The organism is Photobacterium kasasachensis, from assembly GCF_050336885.1.
GTDB lineage: Bacteria > Pseudomonadota > Gammaproteobacteria > Enterobacterales > Vibrionaceae > Photobacterium > Photobacterium kasasachensis.
Map to the genome: position 1 here is coordinate 65,214 of NZ_JAKJSH010000012.1, position 22,892 is coordinate 88,105.

The 22,892-nt window shown below is 45.9% G+C and carries 16 protein-coding genes; 12 read left to right on the forward strand and 4 right to left on the reverse strand.

Annotated features, from left to right (window positions below; all coding sequences use genetic code 11):
* Position 1: 1 nt before the first annotated feature.
* Both L4D19_RS17295 and L4D19_RS17300 read right to left on the reverse strand, forming a co-directional pair.
* Positions 2–268: an acyl-CoA-binding protein gene (locus tag L4D19_RS17295; RefSeq protein ID WP_075761956.1), complete on the reverse strand. Its 267-nt coding sequence runs from the start codon at positions 266–268 to the stop codon at positions 2–4.
* Positions 269–326: 58 nt separating this feature from the next.
* Positions 327–2,318 carry an SDR family oxidoreductase gene (locus L4D19_RS17300; RefSeq protein ID WP_428453501.1) on the reverse strand — a complete coding sequence of 664 codons (1,992 nt, stop codon included), beginning with the start codon at positions 2,316–2,318 and terminating at the stop codon, positions 327–329.
* Between the two features lie 271 nt (positions 2,319–2,589).
* Here L4D19_RS17300 and L4D19_RS17305 point away from each other — a divergent pair, with 271 nt between their 5' ends.
* The 11 genes from L4D19_RS17305 (at position 2,590) to L4D19_RS17355 (ending at position 16,683) form a co-directional block, all read left to right on the forward strand.
* On the forward strand, positions 2,590–4,227 hold the full coding sequence (locus L4D19_RS17305) for a GMC family oxidoreductase (protein WP_428453502.1): 1,638 nt from the start codon (positions 2,590–2,592) through the stop codon (positions 4,225–4,227).
* A 271-nt stretch (positions 4,228–4,498) separates the two neighbouring features.
* Positions 4,499–5,593, forward strand: a complete 1,095-nt coding sequence (locus L4D19_RS17310) for a PGAP1-like alpha/beta domain-containing protein (protein ID WP_428453503.1) — start codon at positions 4,499–4,501, stop codon at positions 5,591–5,593.
* 152 nt (positions 5,594–5,745) lie between these two features.
* Positions 5,746–6,531, forward strand: coding sequence for a metalloregulator ArsR/SmtB family transcription factor (locus tag L4D19_RS17315; RefSeq protein WP_428453619.1), 786 nt, complete (start codon positions 5,746–5,748; stop codon positions 6,529–6,531).
* A 38-nt stretch (positions 6,532–6,569) separates the two neighbouring features.
* Positions 6,570–7,064: a phosphatase domain-containing putative toxin gene (locus L4D19_RS17320; protein WP_428453504.1), complete on the forward strand. Its 495-nt coding sequence runs from the start codon at positions 6,570–6,572 to the stop codon at positions 7,062–7,064.
* A gap of 279 nt (positions 7,065–7,343) precedes the next feature.
* Positions 7,344–8,345 carry an ArsJ-associated glyceraldehyde-3-phosphate dehydrogenase gene (locus L4D19_RS17325; RefSeq protein WP_428453505.1) on the forward strand — a complete coding sequence of 334 codons (1,002 nt, stop codon included), beginning with the start codon at positions 7,344–7,346 and terminating at the stop codon, positions 8,343–8,345.
* Positions 8,346–8,397: 52 nt separating this feature from the next.
* Positions 8,398–9,630: an organoarsenical effux MFS transporter ArsJ gene (gene arsJ, locus L4D19_RS17330; protein WP_428453506.1), complete on the forward strand. Its 1,233-nt coding sequence runs from the start codon at positions 8,398–8,400 to the stop codon at positions 9,628–9,630.
* 251 nt (positions 9,631–9,881) lie between these two features.
* Positions 9,882–12,806, forward strand: coding sequence for a sensor domain-containing protein (locus L4D19_RS17335; protein ID WP_428453507.1), 2,925 nt, complete (start codon positions 9,882–9,884; stop codon positions 12,804–12,806).
* Positions 12,807–12,879: 73 nt separating this feature from the next.
* Positions 12,880–13,566, forward strand: a complete 687-nt coding sequence (locus L4D19_RS17340; RefSeq protein ID WP_428453508.1) for an HAD family hydrolase — start codon at positions 12,880–12,882, stop codon at positions 13,564–13,566.
* Positions 13,567–13,616: 50 nt separating this feature from the next.
* The gene (locus L4D19_RS17345; protein WP_428453509.1) at positions 13,617–13,883 is read left to right on the forward strand and encodes a hypothetical protein; all 267 of its coding nucleotides are present in this window, start codon (positions 13,617–13,619) and stop codon (positions 13,881–13,883) included.
* Between the two features lie 515 nt (positions 13,884–14,398).
* Positions 14,399–15,514: an alanine dehydrogenase gene (gene ald, locus L4D19_RS17350; RefSeq protein WP_428453510.1), complete on the forward strand. Its 1,116-nt coding sequence runs from the start codon at positions 14,399–14,401 to the stop codon at positions 15,512–15,514.
* Positions 15,515–15,705: 191 nt separating this feature from the next.
* Positions 15,706–16,683 carry a class I SAM-dependent methyltransferase gene (locus tag L4D19_RS17355; RefSeq protein ID WP_428453511.1) on the forward strand — a complete coding sequence of 326 codons (978 nt, stop codon included), beginning with the start codon at positions 15,706–15,708 and terminating at the stop codon, positions 16,681–16,683.
* A gap of 177 nt (positions 16,684–16,860) precedes the next feature.
* Here the strand turns inward: L4D19_RS17355 and L4D19_RS17360 are convergent, their stop codons facing one another.
* Positions 16,861–17,508 (reverse strand): murein L,D-transpeptidase catalytic domain family protein, encoded by a 648-nt coding sequence (locus tag L4D19_RS17360; RefSeq protein WP_428453512.1) that lies wholly within the window; start codon positions 17,506–17,508, stop codon positions 16,861–16,863.
* Between the two features lie 533 nt (positions 17,509–18,041).
* The gene (locus L4D19_RS17365) at positions 18,042–21,167 is read right to left on the reverse strand and encodes a chitinase C-terminal domain-containing protein (RefSeq protein WP_428453513.1); all 3,126 of its coding nucleotides are present in this window, start codon (positions 21,165–21,167) and stop codon (positions 18,042–18,044) included.
* A gap of 451 nt (positions 21,168–21,618) precedes the next feature.
* On the opposite strand from L4D19_RS17365, the gene L4D19_RS17370 reads away from it, so the two are divergent.
* Entirely contained in the window at positions 21,619–22,851 is a 1,233-nt protein-coding gene (locus tag L4D19_RS17370; RefSeq protein ID WP_428453514.1) for an EAL and HDOD domain-containing protein, read from the forward strand.
* Positions 22,852–22,892: the final 41 nt, after the last annotated feature.

Below are 22,892 nucleotides of genomic sequence, written 5' to 3' on the forward strand. Positions count from 1 at the left end.
ATTATGCGTAAGCTGCAGTCAGCTCAGTGACCTTATCAACATACTGCTGCATTGCAGTTTCAGCATCCATGCCTTTCAGGCCTTCCCATGCCTCGTACTTGGCAGCGCCTTTGAAATCAAACATACCAGGACGCTTACCGTGTACATCACCATCCGTTGCCTGCTTGTACAGAGAATACAGTGCTAGCAACTCTTCATTTGATGGGCGCTTGGTCAGTTTTTTAACGTCTAGTTGTGCTTGTTCAAAGTTTTCTTTTAGATCAGCCATGATTTTGTCCTTAAATAGTTGTTACCTAGCCACACCCTTGAGACGAGTGTTTGGTTGATTAAAGATGAATGCCTTTCAGCAGGGCAGAGAATGCAATGAGCTCTGCCGAAGAGGCTTTTTCGCTTCTTTGTTCTTTCCCTTGATCACTTTCTTTGGAGTCAGGGAACATTCGGAAACTGCTGTTCATGATGATTTCAGCCAGTTTCGGGAATAGTGCGTGAAGCAACGAACCAAAAATACCGAGGTTGGTCGCAATACGTTTTGGCTTGTCGATAATCGCAGTAGCCAGTAGATCGGCCGCTTCATCTGGTGTCAGTGTCGGAACCGACTTATAGATTTTGGTTGGTGCAATCATAGGTGTTGCAACCAGCGGCATGTTGATGGTGGTGAAGTTCACATTCAGGTCTGAGTACTCAGACGCTGCACAGCGGGTGAATGCGTCCAGCGCTGCCTTTGAAGCCACATAGGCAGAAAAGCGTGGTGCATTGGTCAACACCCCGATAGACGAGATATTGATAACATGGCCGCCACCCTGGGCTTCCATGCTTGGTAGCAGACCAAGGGTCAGCTTCAGTGAACCGAAGTAGTTCAACTGCATAGTTCGCTCGAAATCGTGGAAGCGATCGATTGAGTTAGCAATAGATCGACGAATAGAGCGTCCGGCGTTGTTGATGAGGATATCGACGCGGCCATGTGCTTCGAGTACATCCGCTACCAACTGCTCAACCTGATCGATAGCAGAAAGATCGCACTGGAAGGTGTGCGCAACGCCACCGCGTTTTTCGACTTCAAGCTTGGTGTTGGCCAGCTTTTCTTCATCACGGGCCACCAGAATCATTTCAGCGCCATTTTCAGCCAGTTTGAATGCTGTCGCTTGTCCGATCCCTGAGCTGGCACCGGTGATCATAATGATCTTGTTGCTGACGCGTGCGCTTAGGCTGCGATCGCCTGAGATCTCAGGATCAAGATGACGTTCCCAGTAGTCCCAGATAGCGGGTGCATACGTTGGCAGGCGAGGGCACTCGATACCAGAGCCTTTTAGCGCCTTCTGCGTTTCACGGCAATCGAACTCAGTCGGATAGGTGAAGAATTTGAGTACATCCGAAGGGATCCCTAAATCTCTCAGCGTCACGTCTGTGATTTGCTTGATGGTCGGCAGAGACAAAATGGCGCTCTTGACCTGGTTCGGCACCAGGCCAAATAATCTGGCATCAAGTCGAAGCGCCATACGCGGAGCGTGACCGGCCTCGGCAAAAATATTCATGATTTCGCCGGAGCGATAAGGTTTCGGATCGGTAAGATGGAAACACTGGCTGTCGAGCCCATCCTTATGAGCAATATGGTCCAGTGCGTTGACGACGTAGTCGACCGGCACAATGTTCAGGCTTCCGCCTTCAAGGCCAATTGTCGGTACCCATGCCGGCAGCACGGCGCGAATTCGCTGGATCATTTTGAATAGGTAGTACGGGCCGTCTACACGATCTGCAACACCTGTTTTGGAATCACCGATCACCATGCCCGGGCGGTAGATCCTAAACGGTATCTTGCACTGTTCGCGGACCGTCTTTTCAGCCAGATGCTTGGTTGAAAAGTAAGGATGTTCGAGGTGTTCGGCTTCCTCAAACATATCTTCCCGAAAGTGCCCCTCGTATAACCCGGCAGCCGCGATCGAACTAATGTGGTGGAAGCAGCCCGCATCCAATGCTTCGGCTGCTTCTACAGCGTTCTTAGTTCCTTCGATGTTCACTGCCTCTTGAGCCTCGGCAGTCGCATTGAGGTCATAAATTGCAGCAAGATGAAAAAAATGATGAATCTTTCCTTTTAATGCTGCAATTGTGCTCTTGGTTAATCCGAGTTGAGGCAGCGTCAGATCACCCATGATTGGCACAATACGATCAGCCGGAACATCCCATTCCGATATACAGGTTGTCAGTTTTTCCTGGGCCTTTTCATTCCGGCAAAGGATATAGATTGTTCCTTCGCGCTTGAGCAGTTTAGTGATGAGATTACGGCCTAAAAAACCCGTTCCACCTGTTAGAAAATATGCCATTCGCTCTCCTTAATTGATGGGCAATATTCWTTATTCCTTTAAGAAATATAACTTACACTGGTCTGAGTTGTTGTCTTTAGTTAATGGCGAATTTTATTAAACAGATCACCTTTTTATTTTGTAAATCGGCAAGTATTTCAATTTCATTAAGGAAATAAATCAAAAGCAGTTAAATTAATCTATGATTGAAGGTGTGAGAAATAATCAATATCAATGACTGGTTTTTTATAAATTGGCTGGCAAATCATCGCGATTAACTTGAGAGGGTATTATGTATGATTTCATAATTGTGGGGGCAGGATCAGCAGGGTGTGTACTTGCTAATAGGTTGTCTTCAGATCCGTCAATAAAGGTTTGCCTGGTTGAAGCCGGACCAAAAGATTCAAGTGTCATGGTTCATGTGCCGCTTGGCATCATTGGCATGATGCATTCTAAGAAAATGAACTGGCGTTACTACACCGAAGAGGAATCAAACCTCAACAATAGGCAGCTATTCTGGCCGCGGGGAAAAACCCTAGGTGGTAGCAGCGCTTCAAACGCGATGTGTTATATACGTGGACACGCCTGTGACTATGATGAATGGGCCTCGTTGGGCAATGAAGGATGGAGCTACAAGGAGGTATTGCCTTACTTTAAGAAGTCCCAGCACCAGGAGCGGGGTGGAGATACCTACCATGGCTCACACGGGCCTTTGAATGTGTCTGATTTGAGGATAAAGAATCCGCTGTCAGAGGCGTTTATCAAGGCAGCCAAACAGGCTGGGCATCGATATACCGAGGACTTTAACGGCGCTGAGCAGGAAGGGGTTGGTTACTATCAGGTGACTCAGAAAAACGGCCAGCGCTGCAGTACTGCTGTTGGTTATTTGAGACCGGCAGAGGAGAGAGATAACCTAACTGTAATCACAGAGGCTTTGACAACAAGAGTACTGTTTGAGGGAACCAAAGCGACGGGAATTGAATACCTTAAAGAGGGCCAGACACATACGCTTCATTGCAGCAAAGAGGTGTTGCTCAGTGGCGGGGCGATTAATAGCCCGCAACTGCTACTGCTTTCGGGGGTGGGAAACAAAAAGCAGTTAGATCAACATGATATTCCTGTTGTGTGCGATCTGCCCGGTGTGGGCGAGAATATGCAGGATCACCTTGATGTGCTGGCAGTAACCCGCGAAAAAACCTTTCACTCAGTCGGGTTTTCACCAGTTGCTCTAATGCGTTCGATAAAAGGCCTCTTTGATTATATCTTGTTTAGGAAAGGTAATTTCACCAGTAATATTGCAGAGGCGGGAGGCTTTGTGAAGAGCTCTCCAGAGCAGGCTGTGCCGGATGTACAGTTTCATTTCTCTCCCTGCTTTTTGGATAACCATGGCCTGAATTTGTGGCAAACGGTCAGGCATGGCTACTCGTTACATGCGTGTAATCTACGCCCGAAAAGCCGAGGAAGGCTGATGCTTCGGGATAGTGATCCGGCAACACCGCCAGTTATCCAAGCGAACTATCTCGACAATGAAGAAGACATTGCTGTGATGGTAAAAGGGATTAAGCTCTCTCGTGAAATCCTGAAACAGCCTGCTTTTGATCACTACCGAGGTGAAGAAGTATTCCCCGGTAAAGAGGTGCAGACAGACGAAGAGCTTGAAGCTTTTATCCGTCGTAAAGCCGAATCGATTTATCATCCTGTTGGTACGTGTAAGATGGGACAAGATGAAATGGCTGTTGTGGATCCCAGGTTAAAAGTCCGGGGCGTTTCGGGCTTGCGTGTGGTCGATGCTTCAATAATGCCGACATTAATTGGCGGTAATACTAATGCACCAACAATAATGATTGCTGAGAAAGCGGCGGATATGATCTTGGAAGATTATATAAAAAAGTCCCTCAATGAAGAGCTGATAGCCGCCGAGGTTTTATAATTATTTATCATCGTAATTTCAGGCTGTAAATATATAGCCTGAAATTATTTTTATTTAAATTGATAATTAGAGTGATTTTTCTAATTTTTATTGTCATACTTGTTTTGCAATTTTCTATGATTCTATTTTGAACCCTTCATATTATATTTAACTCCTGACAACCACTCTCTTCAATATTTAAAAATAAGCCCCTTCTTCTTGAGAAGTGCTTGATTTCAGTATTCAGCTAATCAATGATGGTTAGTAAATGTGGCTTAACAAAGGTTGAAGTATGATTTCTAGGAATAACCTAAGTCAGAAGTTTCAGGTGCTGATGGATGAGCTATCGTCAAAAGTGTCTGAAAACAGAGAGGTGGCGAAGGAAAAGCTTGGCGATTTCATAGAGCATGGCCTCCCGCCCGTTCAAAGTGACGCAGTCATTGCCACATTAAATGGCATTCTCGGTGATTATCTGGTTCAGCGAGACAGCCGTCTGAAGCAGGAAATGGCTATTCGTGATCAGCGCCAGACCCTGAGCCTTGAAACTGACATATTGAGTCAGCAGCTTTCCGACTGTAGTGAGCGCATTGTATTGTGTGTGCATGGCTGGTGTATGAATGATGTCCAGTGGAAGCGCAAGGATCACGATCATGGCCGAAGCTTGGCAAAATACGGATATACGCCGATTTATTTACGATATAACACCGGCTTGCATATCTCGACCAACGGCGAGGCATTCGCGTTAATGCTCGAACGACTTATTTCAGCCTGGCCGTGCCAGGTAAAGGAGCTGGTGATTATCGGCCATAGCATGGGCGGGCTGGTAACCCGAAGCGCGTGCTACTATGCCCAGCAACATGAACTTGACTGGCTATCGACTCTTCGCACTTTCATCACCCTTGGTACCCCGCATAATGGCGCTCCCTTGGCGCAGCTGGCCTGTTGGATAGATGGCAGACTTGCTGATGCTCCATACTTGAAGACACTTAATAAGTTGTCTGAAATTCGTAGTAGCGGGACGAAAGACTTGAGCCAGGGATTCGTTCGCCATGGGGATTGGGAGAGGGCAGGACAGGCTCCTCATTTGCCGGGACGTCCGTTATTACCAGAGGGAGTGGTTTGTTGTGCTATTGCGAGTTGCCTTGGCCAGAACCTCAAAGATGAGAATAATCTCAAGTTGGGTGATGGGCTGGTGCCGGTTTCAAGTGCTTTGGGTGAATCGACAGCTGATCAGCGAGCGCTGAACTATCTTGACGATAATAAGTGGGTAGGCGTCGGTATTAACCATCTGGACCTGTTAACGCACCCGCAGGTAACCGGAAAAGTAGAGCAGTGGGTACTGTCTAATAGCACAGATACTCGTGACGAGCTCCCCCCCAGTAGCTAACAGCAGCAGGCGCCTCTATGCTGGGGCGCTGCACCGCTTCCGCTGATACTTCCTTTCCTTATCTTTTTCCGTTTTTAGATGTGCCTATATATGGATGTTGTTATATATAGATAATCGTATATACTGACAGCGATTAAATTATTATAGAGATGATCATGAAGAAGAACATACTCTTTCTTTGTACCGGTAACTCTGCGCGTTCACAGCTGGCTGAGGCATTGATGCGTCACATGGCAGGAGAGCACTATCTGGTAATGAGTGCCGGTACGAAGCCGGAAGGCGTCGATCCGCGTGTCTATCAGGTGTTGGCTGAACAAGGGGTATGTGCAGATAATCTGCAAAGTCTTTCTGCGAGTGATGTTCATGATCAACACTTTGATATCGTGATTACCTTGTGTGACAAGGCCAGCAACGAATGTGCCTTGTTCGCAGACTCAGATGCTCTCATTCACTGGGATTTTAAAGATCCTAAGCCTGTGGCGGGGGTAGACAGCTTCCGAGAAACCTTCGAAGGGCTAAGAGATAGGATCGCGCTATTCCTCATGCTTAACGGCAAGGCGCAGGATAGTGTTGTTGGTCCGGTGGAGTTGTTCAAGATTATGAGCGACCCGCTTCGTCTGCGGATCCTGATGCTGATTGAGGACGAGCAGGCGCTCAGTGTTGGCGATCTGACCAAGGTACTGGATGTGAGTCAGCCGAAAGTGTCGCGGCATCTTGCCTTATTGCGTGACGGCGGGGTACTTAAAGATCAGCGTGAAGGGTTGTGGATCTTCTATCGCCTGGCCGATCATCTTCCGGTGTGGATACGGCACACACTAGCAACAGTACGAAACGGTAACCCGGGTATGATCAATCAGGAAAAACTAAAATTAAGTCAGATCACCGACAGGAAAAAGCCCGGATTTAGCCTAAAAGCCAACAACCAGGTTGGCGTTTGAAATATTTATTTAATTATATTAATTAACAGGAAAGAACTATGTCTAACGCGCATCCATTTTGGACATTACCGCTAGCAGGTGGTGCTAAATTGTTACTTACGCCATGTCCGGGTACCAAAGAGGCCAACCTGAAAGATTCATTGGCTCAGTTGAAAGACGCCGGGGCAACAGCGGTACTGACAGCTTTGGAGCCGGGTGATCTACCGGGTGAAGGACTGAGTCAGCTGGCAGAAGAGTGCAAGGCTCTGGGGCTGAAGTGGTTCCACTTACCTATCGAAGATGACTGTGCTCCTGGTGACGAATTTAATGCTAACTGGCCTGAGGCCAACAAAGCGGCTCAGTCTATGTTAGATGAGGGTGGGGCATTAGTTATTCACTGTATGGGCGGATCTGGCCGAACGGGGCTGATTGCTGCCCGTATTATGCTGGACCGTGGTGTAGAGCTTGAAAGTGCGATTGAGCAGATCCAGGCACTGCGCCCAGGGGCTTTCACACGTCAGCCACACATTGACTATATCCAGCAATATAAATAAATAGTCGACTAACGAGCTACAGTATCAATGAGCCTCACGTTTGTGGGGCTTTTTTATATCAGTTAATCAATGCCTTATCTTCCATGGTTCCTTAGTAAGATCTTTGCTTTGTAATGGCAGCGTAGGTTATGCGGTTTATTTCAAAAAGATCTAGCCAGATGAGCAAGAACTCGATACTATATCTGAAATTTCGTATATATGGTTTTTCGAATATTCGTTCACCATATAGTCAGCTTTTTAACTATATTGCTTGTAGCACTATCAAAAAGGACAGTAACAATGGCAATTAAAGTGGGTATCAATGGTTTTGGTCGTATCGGTCGTCTGGCACTACGTGCGGCTTACGACTGGGACGAAGTCGAGTTTGTTCAGATTAATGATGTCGCTGGCGATGCCCATACACTGGGTCACTTGCTTGAGTTCGATTCGGTGCAAGGTCGCTGGCATCATGCGGTGAATACCGATGGTGATGCGATTGTAATCGGTGATCACAGCATCCGTTGTACCAAAGAGCGTGATATTGATGCGGTAGACTGGTCTGGTTGTGATGTGGTTCTGGAAGCGACAGGTGTCCACCGTAAAACATCTTTCCTGCAGAAATACCTTGATCAGGGTGTAAAGCGTGTTGTCGTTTCTGCCCCGGTAAAAGAAGAAGGTGTGCTGAACGTTGTGGTAGGTGTTAACGATCACCTATTTGATGCTGAGAAGCATCGTATTGTAACGGCTGCATCTTGTACCACAAACTGTATTGCGCCTGTGGTAAAGGTTATCCATGAAAAACTGGGTATCGAGCAGTCTTCATTCACGACTATTCACGACTTGACTAACACCCAGACAATCCTTGATGCTCCGCACAAAGATCTGCGCCGTGCCCGCGCATGTGGTATGAGCCTGATCCCGACGACAACGGGTTCTGCTACTGCGATAGTTGAGATTTTCCCTGAGCTGAAAGGTAAAATTAACGGTCATGCAGTGCGTGTACCGTTGGCAAATGCATCACTGACGGACATCATCTTTGACGTGAGCCGTGATACTACAGCTGAAGAAGTAAATGCTCTTCTGAAAGAGGCGGCTGAAGGTGAATTGGCAGGTGTCCTTGGCTTTGAAGACCGCCCATTGGTATCAATCGACTATAAAGGTGATCAGCGCTCAACCGTCGTTGATGCGTTGTCGACCATGGTCGTTAATGACCGTATGGTTAAAGTTTACGCTTGGTATGATAACGAGATGGGCTACGCAACACGTACCTCTGAACTAATCCGCAAAGTTGGCCTGGCATAATTCGTTGCTGTTCCGTTAGTCAAATAGCCACACCGAAATAAGAGAACTGAGCATGTTAGCTGCTTTTTCAAATTTATCGAAAGATGTCCGTCAATACATGTTAGTGACGTTCAATTACTGGAATTTCACTGTCACGGATGGTGCCTTGAGAATGCTGGTGGTGTTGCATTTCCATCAGCTGGGGTATACCCCATTGCAAATCGCATCCTTGTTCTTGTTCTATGAGTTTTTTGGTGTGGTAACCAATTTAATTGGTGGTTGGCTGGGGGCTAAACTCGGTCTTAACCGTACCATGAATATTGGCTTGGCCATGCAGGTGGTGGCCTTGTTAATGCTGGCTGTACCGTCTGTTTATCTGACCGTACCTTGGGTCATGCTGGCACAGGCACTATCGGGTATTGCTAAAGATCTGAATAAGATGAGTGCCAAAAGCGCCATCAAAACCTTGGTTCCCGGAAATCAGCAGGGAGCATTGTATAAGTGGATAGCTATCCTGACAGGGTCAAAGAATGCCTTGAAAGGAGCCGGCTTCTTTGTCGGTGGTTTTCTATTGGCCACAATTGGCTTCAAAGGTGCCGTAATTGCAATGGCGGCAGTGCTGTTTGTGGTTCTGGCTATGAGCCTGCTCTGGCTTGAGAAAGACATGGGTAAGGCCAAGGCTAAGGTCAAATTTAGTCATATCTTTTCTAAGAGCAGCAGCATTAATATCTTGTCGGCCGCGCGGATGTTCCTGTTTGGTGCCCGGGATGTGTGGTTTGTTGTTGCTCTGCCAATTTACATGGGGCAGGTGTTTGGCTGGGATCACACCTTGGTTGGTGGCTTTTTGGCGCTATGGGTTATTGGTTATGGATTCGTGCAGGGGTTCGCGCCGCGGATCACCGGGAAGGCTCGGGGAGTCGTTCCTGACGGTAAAGCTGCACTAGGCTGGGCCGGGTTGCTATCAGTGATAACTGCGGCGGTTGCCTTTGGTGTCCAGACTGGTTGGCAGCCGGAGATTACCATTGTGGTTGGGCTGCTTATCTTTGGCGCTGTTTTTGCCGTTAACTCATCGTTGCACTCATACTTAATCGTGAGTTACGCCAAAGATGACGGAGTTTCGCTGGATGTCGGCTTCTATTATATGGCCAATGCGATGGGGCGCTTGATTGGCACTATCCTTTCAGGTTGGATATATCAAACCTCCGGCCTTGCGGCTTGCTTATGGGTATCGTTCGCGTTTCTTGCGATTACAACCCTGATATCAATACGCCTGCCTGCACACCCTAAAACTCAGGTTGCCAGTTAGCGACAGCAATGATGCTTTGGCTTTCACTGTTGGCGGTATAGTCAAAATCGGGTCATTCCCCACGGGAATGGCCCGAATGCTTTTGCTGTATATAGTGATGTTTATCAACATTTTTGGATAATCGCATAAGCAACTTGTAGAGTTTCCTTTAATAAAGATAACCCATGTTGTAAAGTTTCAGGCGTTTCGCATATATAACCAGGCCATATTCCTGGAGTTGCATTATAGTTCAGAGTGTTGCTAAACCAGTGATGAATAAAACAATCGAAAAATCGCTACAAAATTTGCATGGAAATCAGTTTTTTGACCAAATTACTCATCTCCTGTTTGAGCACCTTTCACCTAAGCATTGTTTTATTGGTTGCTTCGATGAATCACGCAAGTATGCGAAAACTCTTTCGTACCGTGAAGCCGGTAACCTAAAAGAGAACTTCACTTATCCGCTGGCAGGAACCCCCTGTCAAATCGTCAACGAAAAAAGTACTGCTTGTTACTACCCATCTGATGTGATTAACCAATTTCCTGATGATATCGCACTGCAGGAATTAGGGGCTGAGGCCTACTTGGGAATACCTGTTTTTTCTCAAAGTGAGGAAGCCGTTGGCATTATTGTTTGTTTATTCGAAGAACGGTATGAACACACAGCGGAAGTACAAAGTTGGTGCGACGATCTTAGTTATCATCTTGGTGTTGAATTAAAGTATTCGGCCTTGTTATCCAAGCAAGAGAAGTTGCAGTGGGAGCTGGAAGAAGGCCAGCGAGTCGGTAAAGTCGGGAGCTGGTTCTGGGATTTAACATCAGATACGATTTCTTGGAGCCATGAGGTATACCGTATTTATGGTCTTGAGGATATGTCGATCACACCAACGATCGATTTATTATCAGAGTTTATACATCCCGAAGACCGAGACTGGGTGATTAGTACGCTTACTGGTTCACTAGAGTCAGAATCGATTAACTATAGTCTTGTCCACAGAGCACAATTGGCAGACGGTACGATTAAGTATCTGCGTAAACGGGCTGATGTGACACGAGACAGCAAAGGCAAGCCACTTCTCATGCGCGGCACGGTACATGATGTTACCGATGTCTATCAAATCTCAGCTAAACTGACCAAAACCTCCCATAAGCTGAATACGACGTACAATTCAGTCGAAGAGGGAATTTGGGAGTATGATCTTGTTAGCGGTGAGTTTTTTACTTCGCCGAAGTTCTGGAGCATTCTTGAGAGAGAAAAACCGGCTGACGGCAGTGACTTTTCTGAATGGTTGGACTGTATCCACCCGGAAGATCGCATTGAGGGACTGAACTTTTTTCAGCGTTTTATCCAGCAAAACTTCACGAGTGTATTTCAGTTTGAGTTCCGCTTAAGCGACAGCCATTATGCCCAGCTTACTGATGGCAAAGAGCGTTGGTTGAAGCTGAAAGGGAGTGTGATTGCAAAGGATGTAAAAGGCAGCCCGATTCGGATTGCCGGTATTCAGCGAGACATAACTCATACTGTTGAAGCAAGACGACAGCTGAGCCGGGCCCAGGTTGTCTTTGATAATACGTCTGAATGTATCCTGATCACCGACAAGAACAACAATATCATTTCTGTTAACCGCGCATTTGAAGAAACAACAGGCTATCGGGAAAAAGAGCTGTTGGGCTTAACCCCTAGCGTATTGTCCTCTGGACTTCATGACAACGAGTATTACCAGTCGCTCTGGTTCAGCCTGAATACCAAGGGGCACTGGAAAGGGGAAGTGTGGAACAGGCGGAAAAACGGTGAAATGTACCCCGAAGAAATGTCAATTAACGTGATACGCGACAGTAACGATGAGATCATCAACTATGTTGCGGTATTTCGAGACATCAGTCATTGGAAGAAAGCCGAAGAGCAACTGACATTCTTTGCTTATTATGATCCCCTTACCGGTTTGGTTAACCGTCGCAGTTTTATTCATCGTGTTGAAAAGCTGATTAACTCGATCCATAAGAACAGCCACGTATTCTCTTTGCTATTTATTGATATGGATGACTTCAAGTCGATCAACGATTTATATGGCCATGACTTTGGAGATAGGGTACTGACCCGCATAGCCGAGCGACTGAAGAAGATCTTTCATGAGAAAGACAACATATGCCGCTATGGAGGCGATGAATTCTGTATTTTGTTGCCGAATATCTCGGCTGCAGGTGCCAAGGAGCGCGCCCAGGATATTGTCACCGCGATCTCCAAGCCGCTGTATATTGAAGGGATTGAAATCAATACCACGGTCAGTATCGGTATCTCGGCCTTCCCGGACAGTGGATTGACTCACCATGCCTTGCTCAAGAATGCCGACTATGCCATGTATAACATGAAGGGACAGGGGCGGAATGGTTTCTGTGAATATGACAGTGAGCTTCAGTCGGAGTATATCCAAAAGCTCAAGTTACGTGATCGCCTTAAAAAGGCCATTGCCGAGGAAGCACTGACTGTTCACTATCAGCCAATAGTGAATGCTCAAACCGGTGAGATAAATAAACTTGAGGCCTTAGTGCGTTGGTATGACGAAGTCGAAGGGCACATTTCGCCGGTAGAATTTATTCCCGTCGCTGAAAAGTACGGTCTGATTAAGCAGATTGGTGCTTTTGTCCTTCATCAGGCTTGCCGGGATCTGAAAAAGCTGCATGAGGCTGGCTTTAGTCACTTGAGTATTTCGGTCAACCGATCGGTGAAAGAATTCATTAACAGCAGTGATGAACCTCAGGTCTGGGAGGTGATTGAGCAATATGACTTGCCAGACAAATCAATTATCGTTGAAATTACTGAATCCACGGCCTCTAAAGAAAGTAGTGATATCCAGAGTTTGCTGGGCTATTTCAAGCAGCGGGATATTCAGGTTGCGCTGGACGATTTTGGTACAGGGTATTCCTCACTGAGTGCTGTGGTTGAACTGCGTCCGGATATCATCAAGATAGACAGGGGATTCATCAAAGAGCTTGGCTCAAGCCAAGATAGCCTGACATTGGTTTCTCTTATCATCGATCTTAGCCATAAACTTGGCATTAAAGTGGTTGCCGAAGGTGTTGAAACAGAAGCGCAGCTAGAGATATTGCGAGAATTAAAGTGTAAGTATGTCCAGGGCTTCTATTTTAGCAAGCCGGTCCCGCTGGAGTCATGTATTGCCTTTTTGGCATCCCGCTAACTTTATTTGCGTAAACAGAGGGGAGTCCCTACTATAGCGCCTCTGAAGTCGTTGTTAGCTAGGATGAAAGTATATGCAGGCAATTTGTTTTGACTTTGATGGCACCTTGGTAGACTCAGAAGTATTCCATGCCGACAACTGGTCAAATTATCTGGCGATAAACGGAATAGAAATGCCATCGGCACAGTTTCTTACTGAGTTTGCTGGCGTTACCTGGGATAAAGTCGCCGCCGCATTACAAACCCGCTTTTCTTTAGATCTGTCTATTGAGCAGATGCTTGTTCAAATGGAACAACGAACACGTGATGCGCTTATGAAAGGGACGATTCCGGCCAAGACAGGTGTCGATAACATGCTTCGCCAGTTACATGGCCAGTTGCCTTTGGCTGTTGTCACCGGAGCGCCAAGAGAATATGTCGAAGGAATTTTGCACCGCCACGGCTGGCTTGATCTGTTCGACTATGTCTTTTGTGGTGAAGATGTCGACAACAACAAGCCTGAACCAGATATCTATCACCATGCGTGTAATACATTGGGATACAGCTCCTCACAGGTAATCGCAATTGAGGATAGTTTTACTGGTGTTCAATCGGCCTACTACGCGGGTTTGAAGGTTGTGTTGGTGAATACTGAGCAGCACGATTGGCATATCAAGCCCGACTATCACTTCGAGACTATGACGCAGGCACATTTAGTTGTGGCTGACTTGATCCGCCGTCCTCGCGACGCTGCGGAAATAAAAGATGTTGTATACGCCTAGTGCCTACGATTACGCGTATAGTATAGAAAGCGAAACAAACAGGTTTAATTATGGAAAATGATGAAATCATGACTGGCGATATGCTGGTCGAAACCGTTGAAAACCAGTTGGCAGAGGGTAATCCGATTAAGGTCAAAGAGACCTTGATGCGCTTGATGATGACTGGTACGCCACGCGAAGAGGCTATTCAGATGATTGCCTGTGCATTATCTGTTGAGGTTTTTGACGTGGTCAAAAATGAAGGTAGCTTTGATCTGAAGCGCTATAGTGAAAACTTGAATGCTTTACCGGAGATGCCTTGGGAGTTTGAAGACTGAATAACAGTTCTTCACAATATTTTATATAAGCCGCTTTAGCGGCTTTTTTTATACCTGGAAAATTGTGCACTACCACACGGAAATATCACGTATTTGTTTATTTTTTGTGATCGCGTATTGTGTTTTGATCTGGTGTGTGCGCTTTTTTACATGTGTATATTTTGTCTGAAAAAAGCCATAATCCTGAATTTTATGCTTTATTGTCGATGATAAAACGTTGAATATAGCTGCTTTTTGCACGTGATTTCATACTTTCCTGCAGATATTACCACTGCTATGCGTTTTCAATTTGGCGAAAACAACTGGATGTTGGTAAAAAGCTGGTTTACTGGTCTACTTTCACTTAAAAATACGAACAAATATTGTGTGAGCTGGGTCAAAAACAGATTATTGTGCCACAACAGAACAAAATCCTAGATTCATTTGTTGTAAATAGGTTAAAAAACGGACGCACATTCCAAGAGTTTTTCATTATTGTGTATATAACTTTTAAACAAGGCAGCAAGGATACAAAGATGATTATTGGTGTACCTAAGGAAATTAAAGTTCATGAGTACCGTGTAGGTATGGTTCCAGCTTCAGTGAGCGAAGCGGTAGCACATGGTCATACTGTGTATGTTGAAACACAGGCAGGTACAGGTATCGGTTTCAGTGATCAAGATTTCATTGATGCCGGTGCTCAAATTCTTCCAACTGCGGAAGCTGTTTTTGCCGAATCAGAAATGATTGTCAAAGTTAAGGAGCCGCAAGCTGTAGAGCGTGCAATGCTTCGCGAAGGTCAAATTCTGTTTACTTACCTTCACCTTGCTCCGGATCCAGAGCAGACAACTGATCTTGTGAACAGCAAAGCAGTATGTATTGCTTATGAAACGGTTACTGATGACAAAGGTCGTCTGCCTCTACTGGCGCCAATGTCAGAAGTTGCAGGTCGCATGTCAATCCAGGCTGGTGCATTTGCCCTAGAGAAATCTAAAGGCGGCCGCGGCATGCTTCTAGCGGGCGTACCGGGTGTAGAGCCAGCTAAAGTCGTTGTCATTGGTGGCGGTGTTGTTGGTGCTAATGCGGCGCAAATGGCTGTTGGCCTGCGTGCAAACGTTGTTGTACTTGACCGTAACATTGACGTTCTACGTAACCTGGATGCGCAGTTTGGTGGCACAGTACAGTGCGTATACTCAACGAAAGATGCTATTGAAAAACACGTATTGGAAGCTGACCTTGTTGTTGGTGGTGTACTGGTTGCAGGTGCGGCTGCACCGAAACTGGTTACTGCTGAAATGATTAAGAAAATGAAGCCAGGTGCTGCGATTGTTGATGTTGCAATTGACCAGGGCGGCTGTGTAGAAACTTCTCACGCAACAACTCACAGTGACCCAACTTACATCGTCGATGATGTTGTTCACTACTGTGTTGCAAACATGCCGGGTGCCGTTGCTCGTACATCAACGTTCGCACTGAACAACGTGACACTGCCATACATCCTGAAACTAGCTGACAAAGGCTACAAAGCCGCGCTACAGGAAGATAAGCACCTAATGAACGGTCTAAACGTATACCGCGGCCAAATCACTTGTGATGAAGTTGCCGTTGCACTGGACCTGCCATACGTTCCAGCTGAAGAAGTTCTTGCTTAATTGCAACAGCTTTAACTAACAATATTTAAATCCCTGCTCAGGCAGGGATTTTTTTTGCCTCTCTTTTATATCACCCTACCCGCAGTAGAAAACACCACCAGAAGTCGTCTAGTATCATGAATAATGCGGATTGCTCTGCCTCTTGGGTATATCTGCCTGGTGCCGACTGTTAAAGGGGGGAGTTGGGGTATATGAATGCCGTTGCCTTAGTTGTTTTCGTTATTGTGCAAATTCTATTCATCCCTATGGCTTTGTTAGGAATGGTGCTGATCTGCTACAAGCAGATTTATATCAGTAAACAGCTGGGTGTACCGTCTACCGCTGTTGAAGTGATTAAAGGCCGTTGGCTGATGCATGTCTTTGGTTTGAGAGATGATCTGGTATCGAGTCAGCTCAGTTGTGTGCTTCCGAATAACTCAATACTCGGGTTATGGCTGGTTTTCCTGCCGAGCTATCTTCGCTATCGATTAAGCGGTAGCACCTATGGCTATCCTGTGATCCCGTCACCAGAACAAGAAGGGCTTTCCCATCTTGTTACCGCACGGACTTTATATATTGACTCACTGATAGATAAACATCGACGTAGTGTGGAGCAGTTTGTATGTATGGGCGCGGGTTTTGATACGCGGTGCTACAACATGTTTCAAGCTTCTGAGGTAGCCTGTTTTGAGCTAGACATGTTAAAGATTCAGCAGCTTAAGATCGAGAGCCTGAAGAAAGCTGGTATCGATATCAGCTCGGTGACATTTGTACCTGTAGATTTTTCTGATCTTGGGTGGTACGAAAAGCTCGAGGACGCTGGGTATGATCCCAACAAAAAGACATTGTTTTTGTGGGAAGGTGTCACTTTGTATCTTGATGAACCATCGGTTCGACAAACGCTGAAGATGATGAAGCAATTCTCCGCTAAGGGAAGTGTCCTAATTTGTGATATTTATGCTGAGCGCTTTGTAAAGGGAGAATATGTTTTCGGCATGAAGCTCCCTCAATTTATTTTGGGAACTAACAAAGGGAAAAACAGCTTTGGATTGCATCTGACGGCTGATAACAAATTAACGCTATCTGATTTCATGGCAAGCGAAGGTGCAGTAGTTCAAGATACTTTTCTAATGGGTGCCAAAACAGAAAAAGGTACATTTATGGCGGTTTTTGATGCGCTGTTGGAGTAGTGCAAATAATTGAATTGAATATTTTTGAATTTATTGCAAGTGGTGTTTAACTATTTGGTGTATAAATAAATCTACTCTTGATTTGGTCTTAAGTGTTTGTTTTCAATTCCTCATTTACTAGTTGTTATTGTATAAGTGGCTGTTAAATATATAGCAGCCACTTATTAGAGTGTTTTATTAAGCGTGAGCGTAAATAACACTTCCACCTTTAATCGTATCAATGATTTGTCGTGACAATCCTTTTGGTAGCGCAGGGCAGCCCCAGCTTCGCCCTAAATATCCATGTCGCTGAATAAAGGATTCCGTCGCGTAGTCAGCACCATGGACAACAATATAGCGCCTGCGTGCATTGTCGTTAACACCGTGTGTCATGCCATCAAGTCTTAACGAGTATCCGTTCCCACCGTAGTAGGTGGTGTCTGTTAGGAAGGTCCCCAAAGACGTTTGACGGGAATTTACAGTGTTTGAAAAACGTGTCGCCTCACGACCACCACTATTCACACCGTGTGATACGAATGTGTGGTAGACGAGCTTGTTCCTTTTCAGGTCAATAACAAAGAAGCGTTTCTCAGTAGAAGGCTTGCTGTAATCAATAATAGTCAGTAACTGTTTCTTTCTTCCCTTAGTATTATAGTAAGCCTTATAGCCCTCTTTAAATACTTGAAAATCAATAACTCCCTTTAAATTAGCTTCTTTATATACGTGCTTGATGACGACATCAGGACTATTAACATTACTATATGAGTTGCTGTGAGTACTACTGGCAGATACTTGCAGCGGCAAATAGCAAAAAACCAAGATGAACAGGTAAATCGCCTTCTTCATTGTTCTTATTAAACACTCTATTGTTTGATTTATGACTAAGATGGCGAGACTTTACCATAAAATAATAAAAAGTTTAGACTTGAATGATTGCTGTACCAGTGTGCTGGTGCGCAAAAAAATCCGGTTTAATTGATGCGTGAAGTGATGTTTGTTTTTAAATACATTACGTTAAAATGAGAATTTATTATTATCAGCAGTCAGTGTCAGGATTGTGCAAAATATCCTAAAGCTGAGACTGTTACATTTGAAATGATTTTATATTCTTGTTTTATAATGTAAAGACAGTGAGTAGGATACACAAAGAATGAATTATCCTTCTTTGAACTGTTTGTCTGTTTTTTGAGCACAATATCGCATTTATTTTGAGCTTTCATAGGGGCGTCAAATTCTTGTTAAGAGCTTGGTTGCACCTTGTGACGATATTTTGACGCTTGGTTTTGCAAGGTGTAGGCAGGTAAGTGGTCGAAAAGTAGACAATTCCATAGAAAAAGCGCGGGAAATATCCCGCGCCTGGTTGCTAGGTTAGCAAGTGCTTAAATTGTGCACACTGTCGACCATGTATTATCGCTACCGGGAACAGAATTTGTCCACCAGATCGCTTCGTACACAACGCCGTTGTGAATAATTTTGTCACCTTGGTTAGCGTGACTCGGGTTTCCTGCCCAGTCTGTTTGTGGCCAGTTAGGGTAGGTGTTGAGCCCGGTTGTTACACATTCGCCACCGCCATTGTCACCGCCACCTGTCGTGATATCACCGATAGGCAGGGCGGGTTGTTCGAACTTAAAGGCATAGTCTTTACCGTTTATATTCACGCTATAGTTTGCCGGTCCGGAAATCGGCAGGTAGTACACCATGTCCAGCTCGTACGTACCGCCTGCAGGTAGGCTCTTCCATGCTGGCAGGCTGAAGGCCACGCGATGCATAACGCCATCCAAACCACCAATATTATTGGCTCGGCTATGGCCGGAGGCTATTACTTTCAGGCCGCCGCCAGACTGGTCTTTTGCGTTATCAGGGGCTGAAACAGGAATATCGAACTGGAACTCGGTACCTCCCGGTATTTCCTGCCCGGTATTGTTGGTGAAGGTTAACTTCGGATTGATAGGGTAGTTTTGATCGCCAACTTTAAAGCCGCCCACTGCAACTGTGATATCAAGCGCTTCAGTCGCAATTGCGCCGGTGGCAATCTTATTGCCATACGGAGCCGCAGACTTAAACTTATCGTAGATAGCCTTGGTCATGGTGTTACCCATATGGTACTCACCATTGCCGGTCTTACAGGCATTTTCCGTAGCATCTACAGTAGTACGGTTACCGTTGGCATCAAGGACATAACAGTTATAGTCTCCGGCGAGTTCCCAGAACATAATGCCGCCGATTTCTTTGTTCATTACATAGTCAGCTTTGGCATTGATGGACTGTTCATCTTCAGTAGACAAGAATACTTTCTTCTCAGGGTTCCACAACCAAGGTGCGACCGCAACAGAATCATAATGACGGGTATAGTTACCGGTTAGCGGATGAGTTGCCGGAGTGAGTCCGTAAGCGGCAGTATATGAACCATAGACCCCTTGAGCGAGGTTCATAGCGTGCCACATAGGGTTGGAGCCAGCTCCCATTTCATTACCTGCGGCGCCCTTGTCGTGCCACAAGTTATCGATGCCCATTGCGCCATTACCGCAGTTATTCTTCTGTCCTTCACCGGTACCCGGCAGGCATTCTGCCTGATTTGGCAGCGGAGCTAATCCCCATAACCCGTTCTCACCACCATTTACCCCTTGCCAGCCACGGGTATAGTAAGGCACACCAATGTTGATTCGACCTGCTGGCATTGAGCCGCGGAAGTAGTGGTAGGCCCAGTCGGTATTGAGGTAGCCAATTCCACCGTATTGAGCCGTGTTGTACACGTCCCACATCGCCAGTTCCGAATCTTTACCGGTGTCAAAAAGTGCCGCATTGTGGCCGACATGCTCGTTCCATGCGCCATGCAGGTCATAAGACATGATGTTGACATAGTCGAGGTATTTGGTGACATCAAACGTCTCCATGCCACGGAGTAGGTAACCAGACGAAGGTGCTGCAATAGTCAGCATATAGTGAATGCCATCTTGCGCAGAGGCCTGATCAAGTTTCTGGCGAAGAACCTTCATCAACTCCTGATATGACGCCCAGAGGTACTGGCGGCGAGGTTCCATAAACGCTTTGTCATCCGGGTTACCGGCACCAGCCATTGATGTAGGGTATTCATAATCGATATCAAGGCCATCAAACTTGTACTTGCGCATCATGTCGACGGCAGAGTCAGCGAACTTTTGAATGCCCGCATGATTGATACTGCCATCGGCATTGGTGGTCATGGTATAGAAACCGCCGTCAGCAACACGTTTGCCGTCGGCTCCAAAGTGGCCGCCGGTTTCAGCCCAGCCGCCGATCGAAATCAGCGTCTTGACGTCATGTTTGGCTTTCGCTGTGGCCAGGGCACCAAAGTGACCTTTGAAGCCTAGTGCAGGATCTATTTCAACACCGTTCCACTCCATGCCGACCGCCGGGTTGGCCGGGTCATTGACATTACCGATGTTAACCTTGCCGTCAGAACCAATGCTAACGAAAGCGTAGTTAATGTGCGTCAACTGTTCCCAGGGAATATCTTTGACAAGGTAGGACGTTTGAGGATCACCACCGGCACGCCAGCTGGTAAAGTAGCCGATAACACGTCGTGGGTGATCAGCCCCCATCAGTTCACGGCCCTGATCATCATAGATCGTACAGTATGGTACGTTAATGCCTTCGGTCTGGTAGAGGCCGTCAGGACGGCAGTCCTTGGCCGTTGCGCCACCGTTGACGACAAGTTGGACTGTTGCTGAGTCTGAGGTTGCACCTAAGTTATCTGTTGCGCGGGCATGAATGTTAAGCGTACCAGCCTGAGCCGGGGTATAGGCCAGGGTGAATGGGGCGGTAGCTGAAGTGCCGACTAGCGCACCGTTGACGAAAAAGTCGACTTTGTCGACAGTACCGTCAGGATCGTTGGCCTGAGACGTCAAGGTGACGGCGGTGCCAAGGTTGACTGAGGTAGCGGAGAGCGTCAGGTCGACTGTCGGAGCGGTATTGCCTGTGTTGCCTTCCTGTACTGTAACAGACGTCGTGGATTCCGAAACGCCGCCCTGATTGTCAAATGCCTTGGCTTTAATGGTATGAGCGCCGGCTACTGCGGTCCAGTTTGCAGTGTAAGGAGCACTAGTGAGCGTTGCGAGAAGAGTTTGTCCGATATAGAACTCAACTTTGCTGATTGTGCCGTCTGAGTCAGAGGCATTGGCTGATACAGAAATGGTGTCTCCGGCTGTGAGGTTGGCAGAGCCGGAAGGTGATGTTAGTGATACTGTTGGTAAGACGTTCTCGTCGCCTACGCGACAGTTATCGACGAAGCTCCACTCTCCGGTATTGGCCGTTGGGTTATTGCCCCGGGTCCACCAGTTGGCCTTGTAAACTTTATTCGTCTCTTGTACCTGAGCTCCTCCGCTATAAGCAACGGCGCTATCCCAGTGGTCTACAGTGCTGCAATCCATTGCGGCGTGGGCGTTGAAAGCGAGCAGGCATGAAACGGTGAGAGCACTTAACCTGAAGGTATGCTTTAACACTTTTCCGTGTTTCAAATGAGTCATTTTTTCATCCTTAAGTCTTTGTTCTATTATCGGTAAAGTTAAATTTTCGGCGTGTTTATGCTTTAGTTTCGCCGTGAAATAACTATAGAAAAATAACCAAATAAGGAACCTGTTATTGTTGTCTTTTACATGTTAACTCGCAAAAAACTGCTGATAACATGTAATAAACGCTCTCTTGTTTCGTGTCATGAAGCAATTAATTTGTAGGATGATTAATTTGCTCGTAAAATAGCAGATGAAGTTACAGGTTAGATAATTACGATATTATCTAACCTGTAGTATTTTGAGGTAGACTGCTGTTCAAGTATTGCAACTTGTAGCATATAAATCAACTCGAATTTTGGCTGGATTACTGTGCGTTCGTATAAAAGTGATGGTATTCTTTCTGAGTAACTTAACGATGGAGTATTTTCTCTAGGTACGAGTCAGTATTAGAGAATAATAGAAATTAATGGAATTCTCTGCGGTTAGACAGCCGATATATAACGCAAGAAAAGCCAAGGTGGCATATCAAGTTAGTTTTATCAATAGGGAGCAGCTGAGTAATAAATGTATTCCTGCGGCAGTCTTCCAAGATAGGTCCGATCCCCGTAACCTCAATGAGCTTCTTGAGCGTGCGGGAATAGGTAACTATTCCGATAATAAAACGATGGTCATTTCTTTTGATCGTGAGACGCTGAAGGGGATTATTGACTATTTCTTCTCTTCGAGAAGCGTGGTGCTGGAGCTTTCTCCTGATGAGGTTTTTGATGCAGAGCTTCTTAAGCTAATTAGAGCCGCCAGGAAGAGCCAATATCATATTGTGTTGAACGAGAAGGCGCTGCTAAGCGGAAATGAAAAGTTTCTTAATTATGCCAGCCACATAAAAGTAAACGCAGCAGGTAAAAGCCAGGAAATAATACAGCTTCTGGTAAATAAGGCACAAAGGCACGGCGTCCGAATAATTATTGAAAACATTGCCTCCGATGAGGAATTTAATCAATACCGTACTTTAAGTGTGGACTTTTTCAAGGGTAATGTATTTGCTAAGCAAGATTTATTTGAGATTAGAGAAAATAAGTTGCAGGAAGGGTCATTACTGAATGTATTTCAGCATGTGATGACCGAAGATTATTGTTACCGGGAATTAACCGATATCCTTGCCTCTGATTCTAAGTTGACGCATAAGTTAATTTCGTTATTAAATTCAGTCATGTATGGACGAGAAGGTAATATTTACTCAATCAAGCAGGCTATTTGTTTTATTGGTGAAAATAAAATGCGTAAGTTCATTTCGTTACTGACGGCGCAGGAGCTTACGGATACTCGTCCTGAAGATATTTATAGCAAGGCGACCAGTCGTGCGCGTTTTTGTGAGTTGCTGGCTATTAAGATGGGCCGGAGAAGGGCTGTTGTTGATAGGGCTTTTTTAAGTGGTTTATTTTCAAACTTGCCGGATATCCTTGGCCTGGATATGGAAGAGGCTTTGGATATGCTTAAGATTCATGATGATATCAAGAAGGCATTGACAGGTAACGGCGGTGAGCTGCAGCAAGTGGTCGATATGGTTATTGCTTACGAATCTGCAGATTGGAATAAACTTGCCAAGCTGACGGAGGGAAGCCGCGTTTCATTCGATTTGGTCCCTCGGCTTTACAGGCAAATGCTCAGGGAAATGAAGAGCGACGCTTATTTGCTCAATTAAGGAATAAGCCGATGAAGAAAAGGCTCAGATCAACTGAGCCT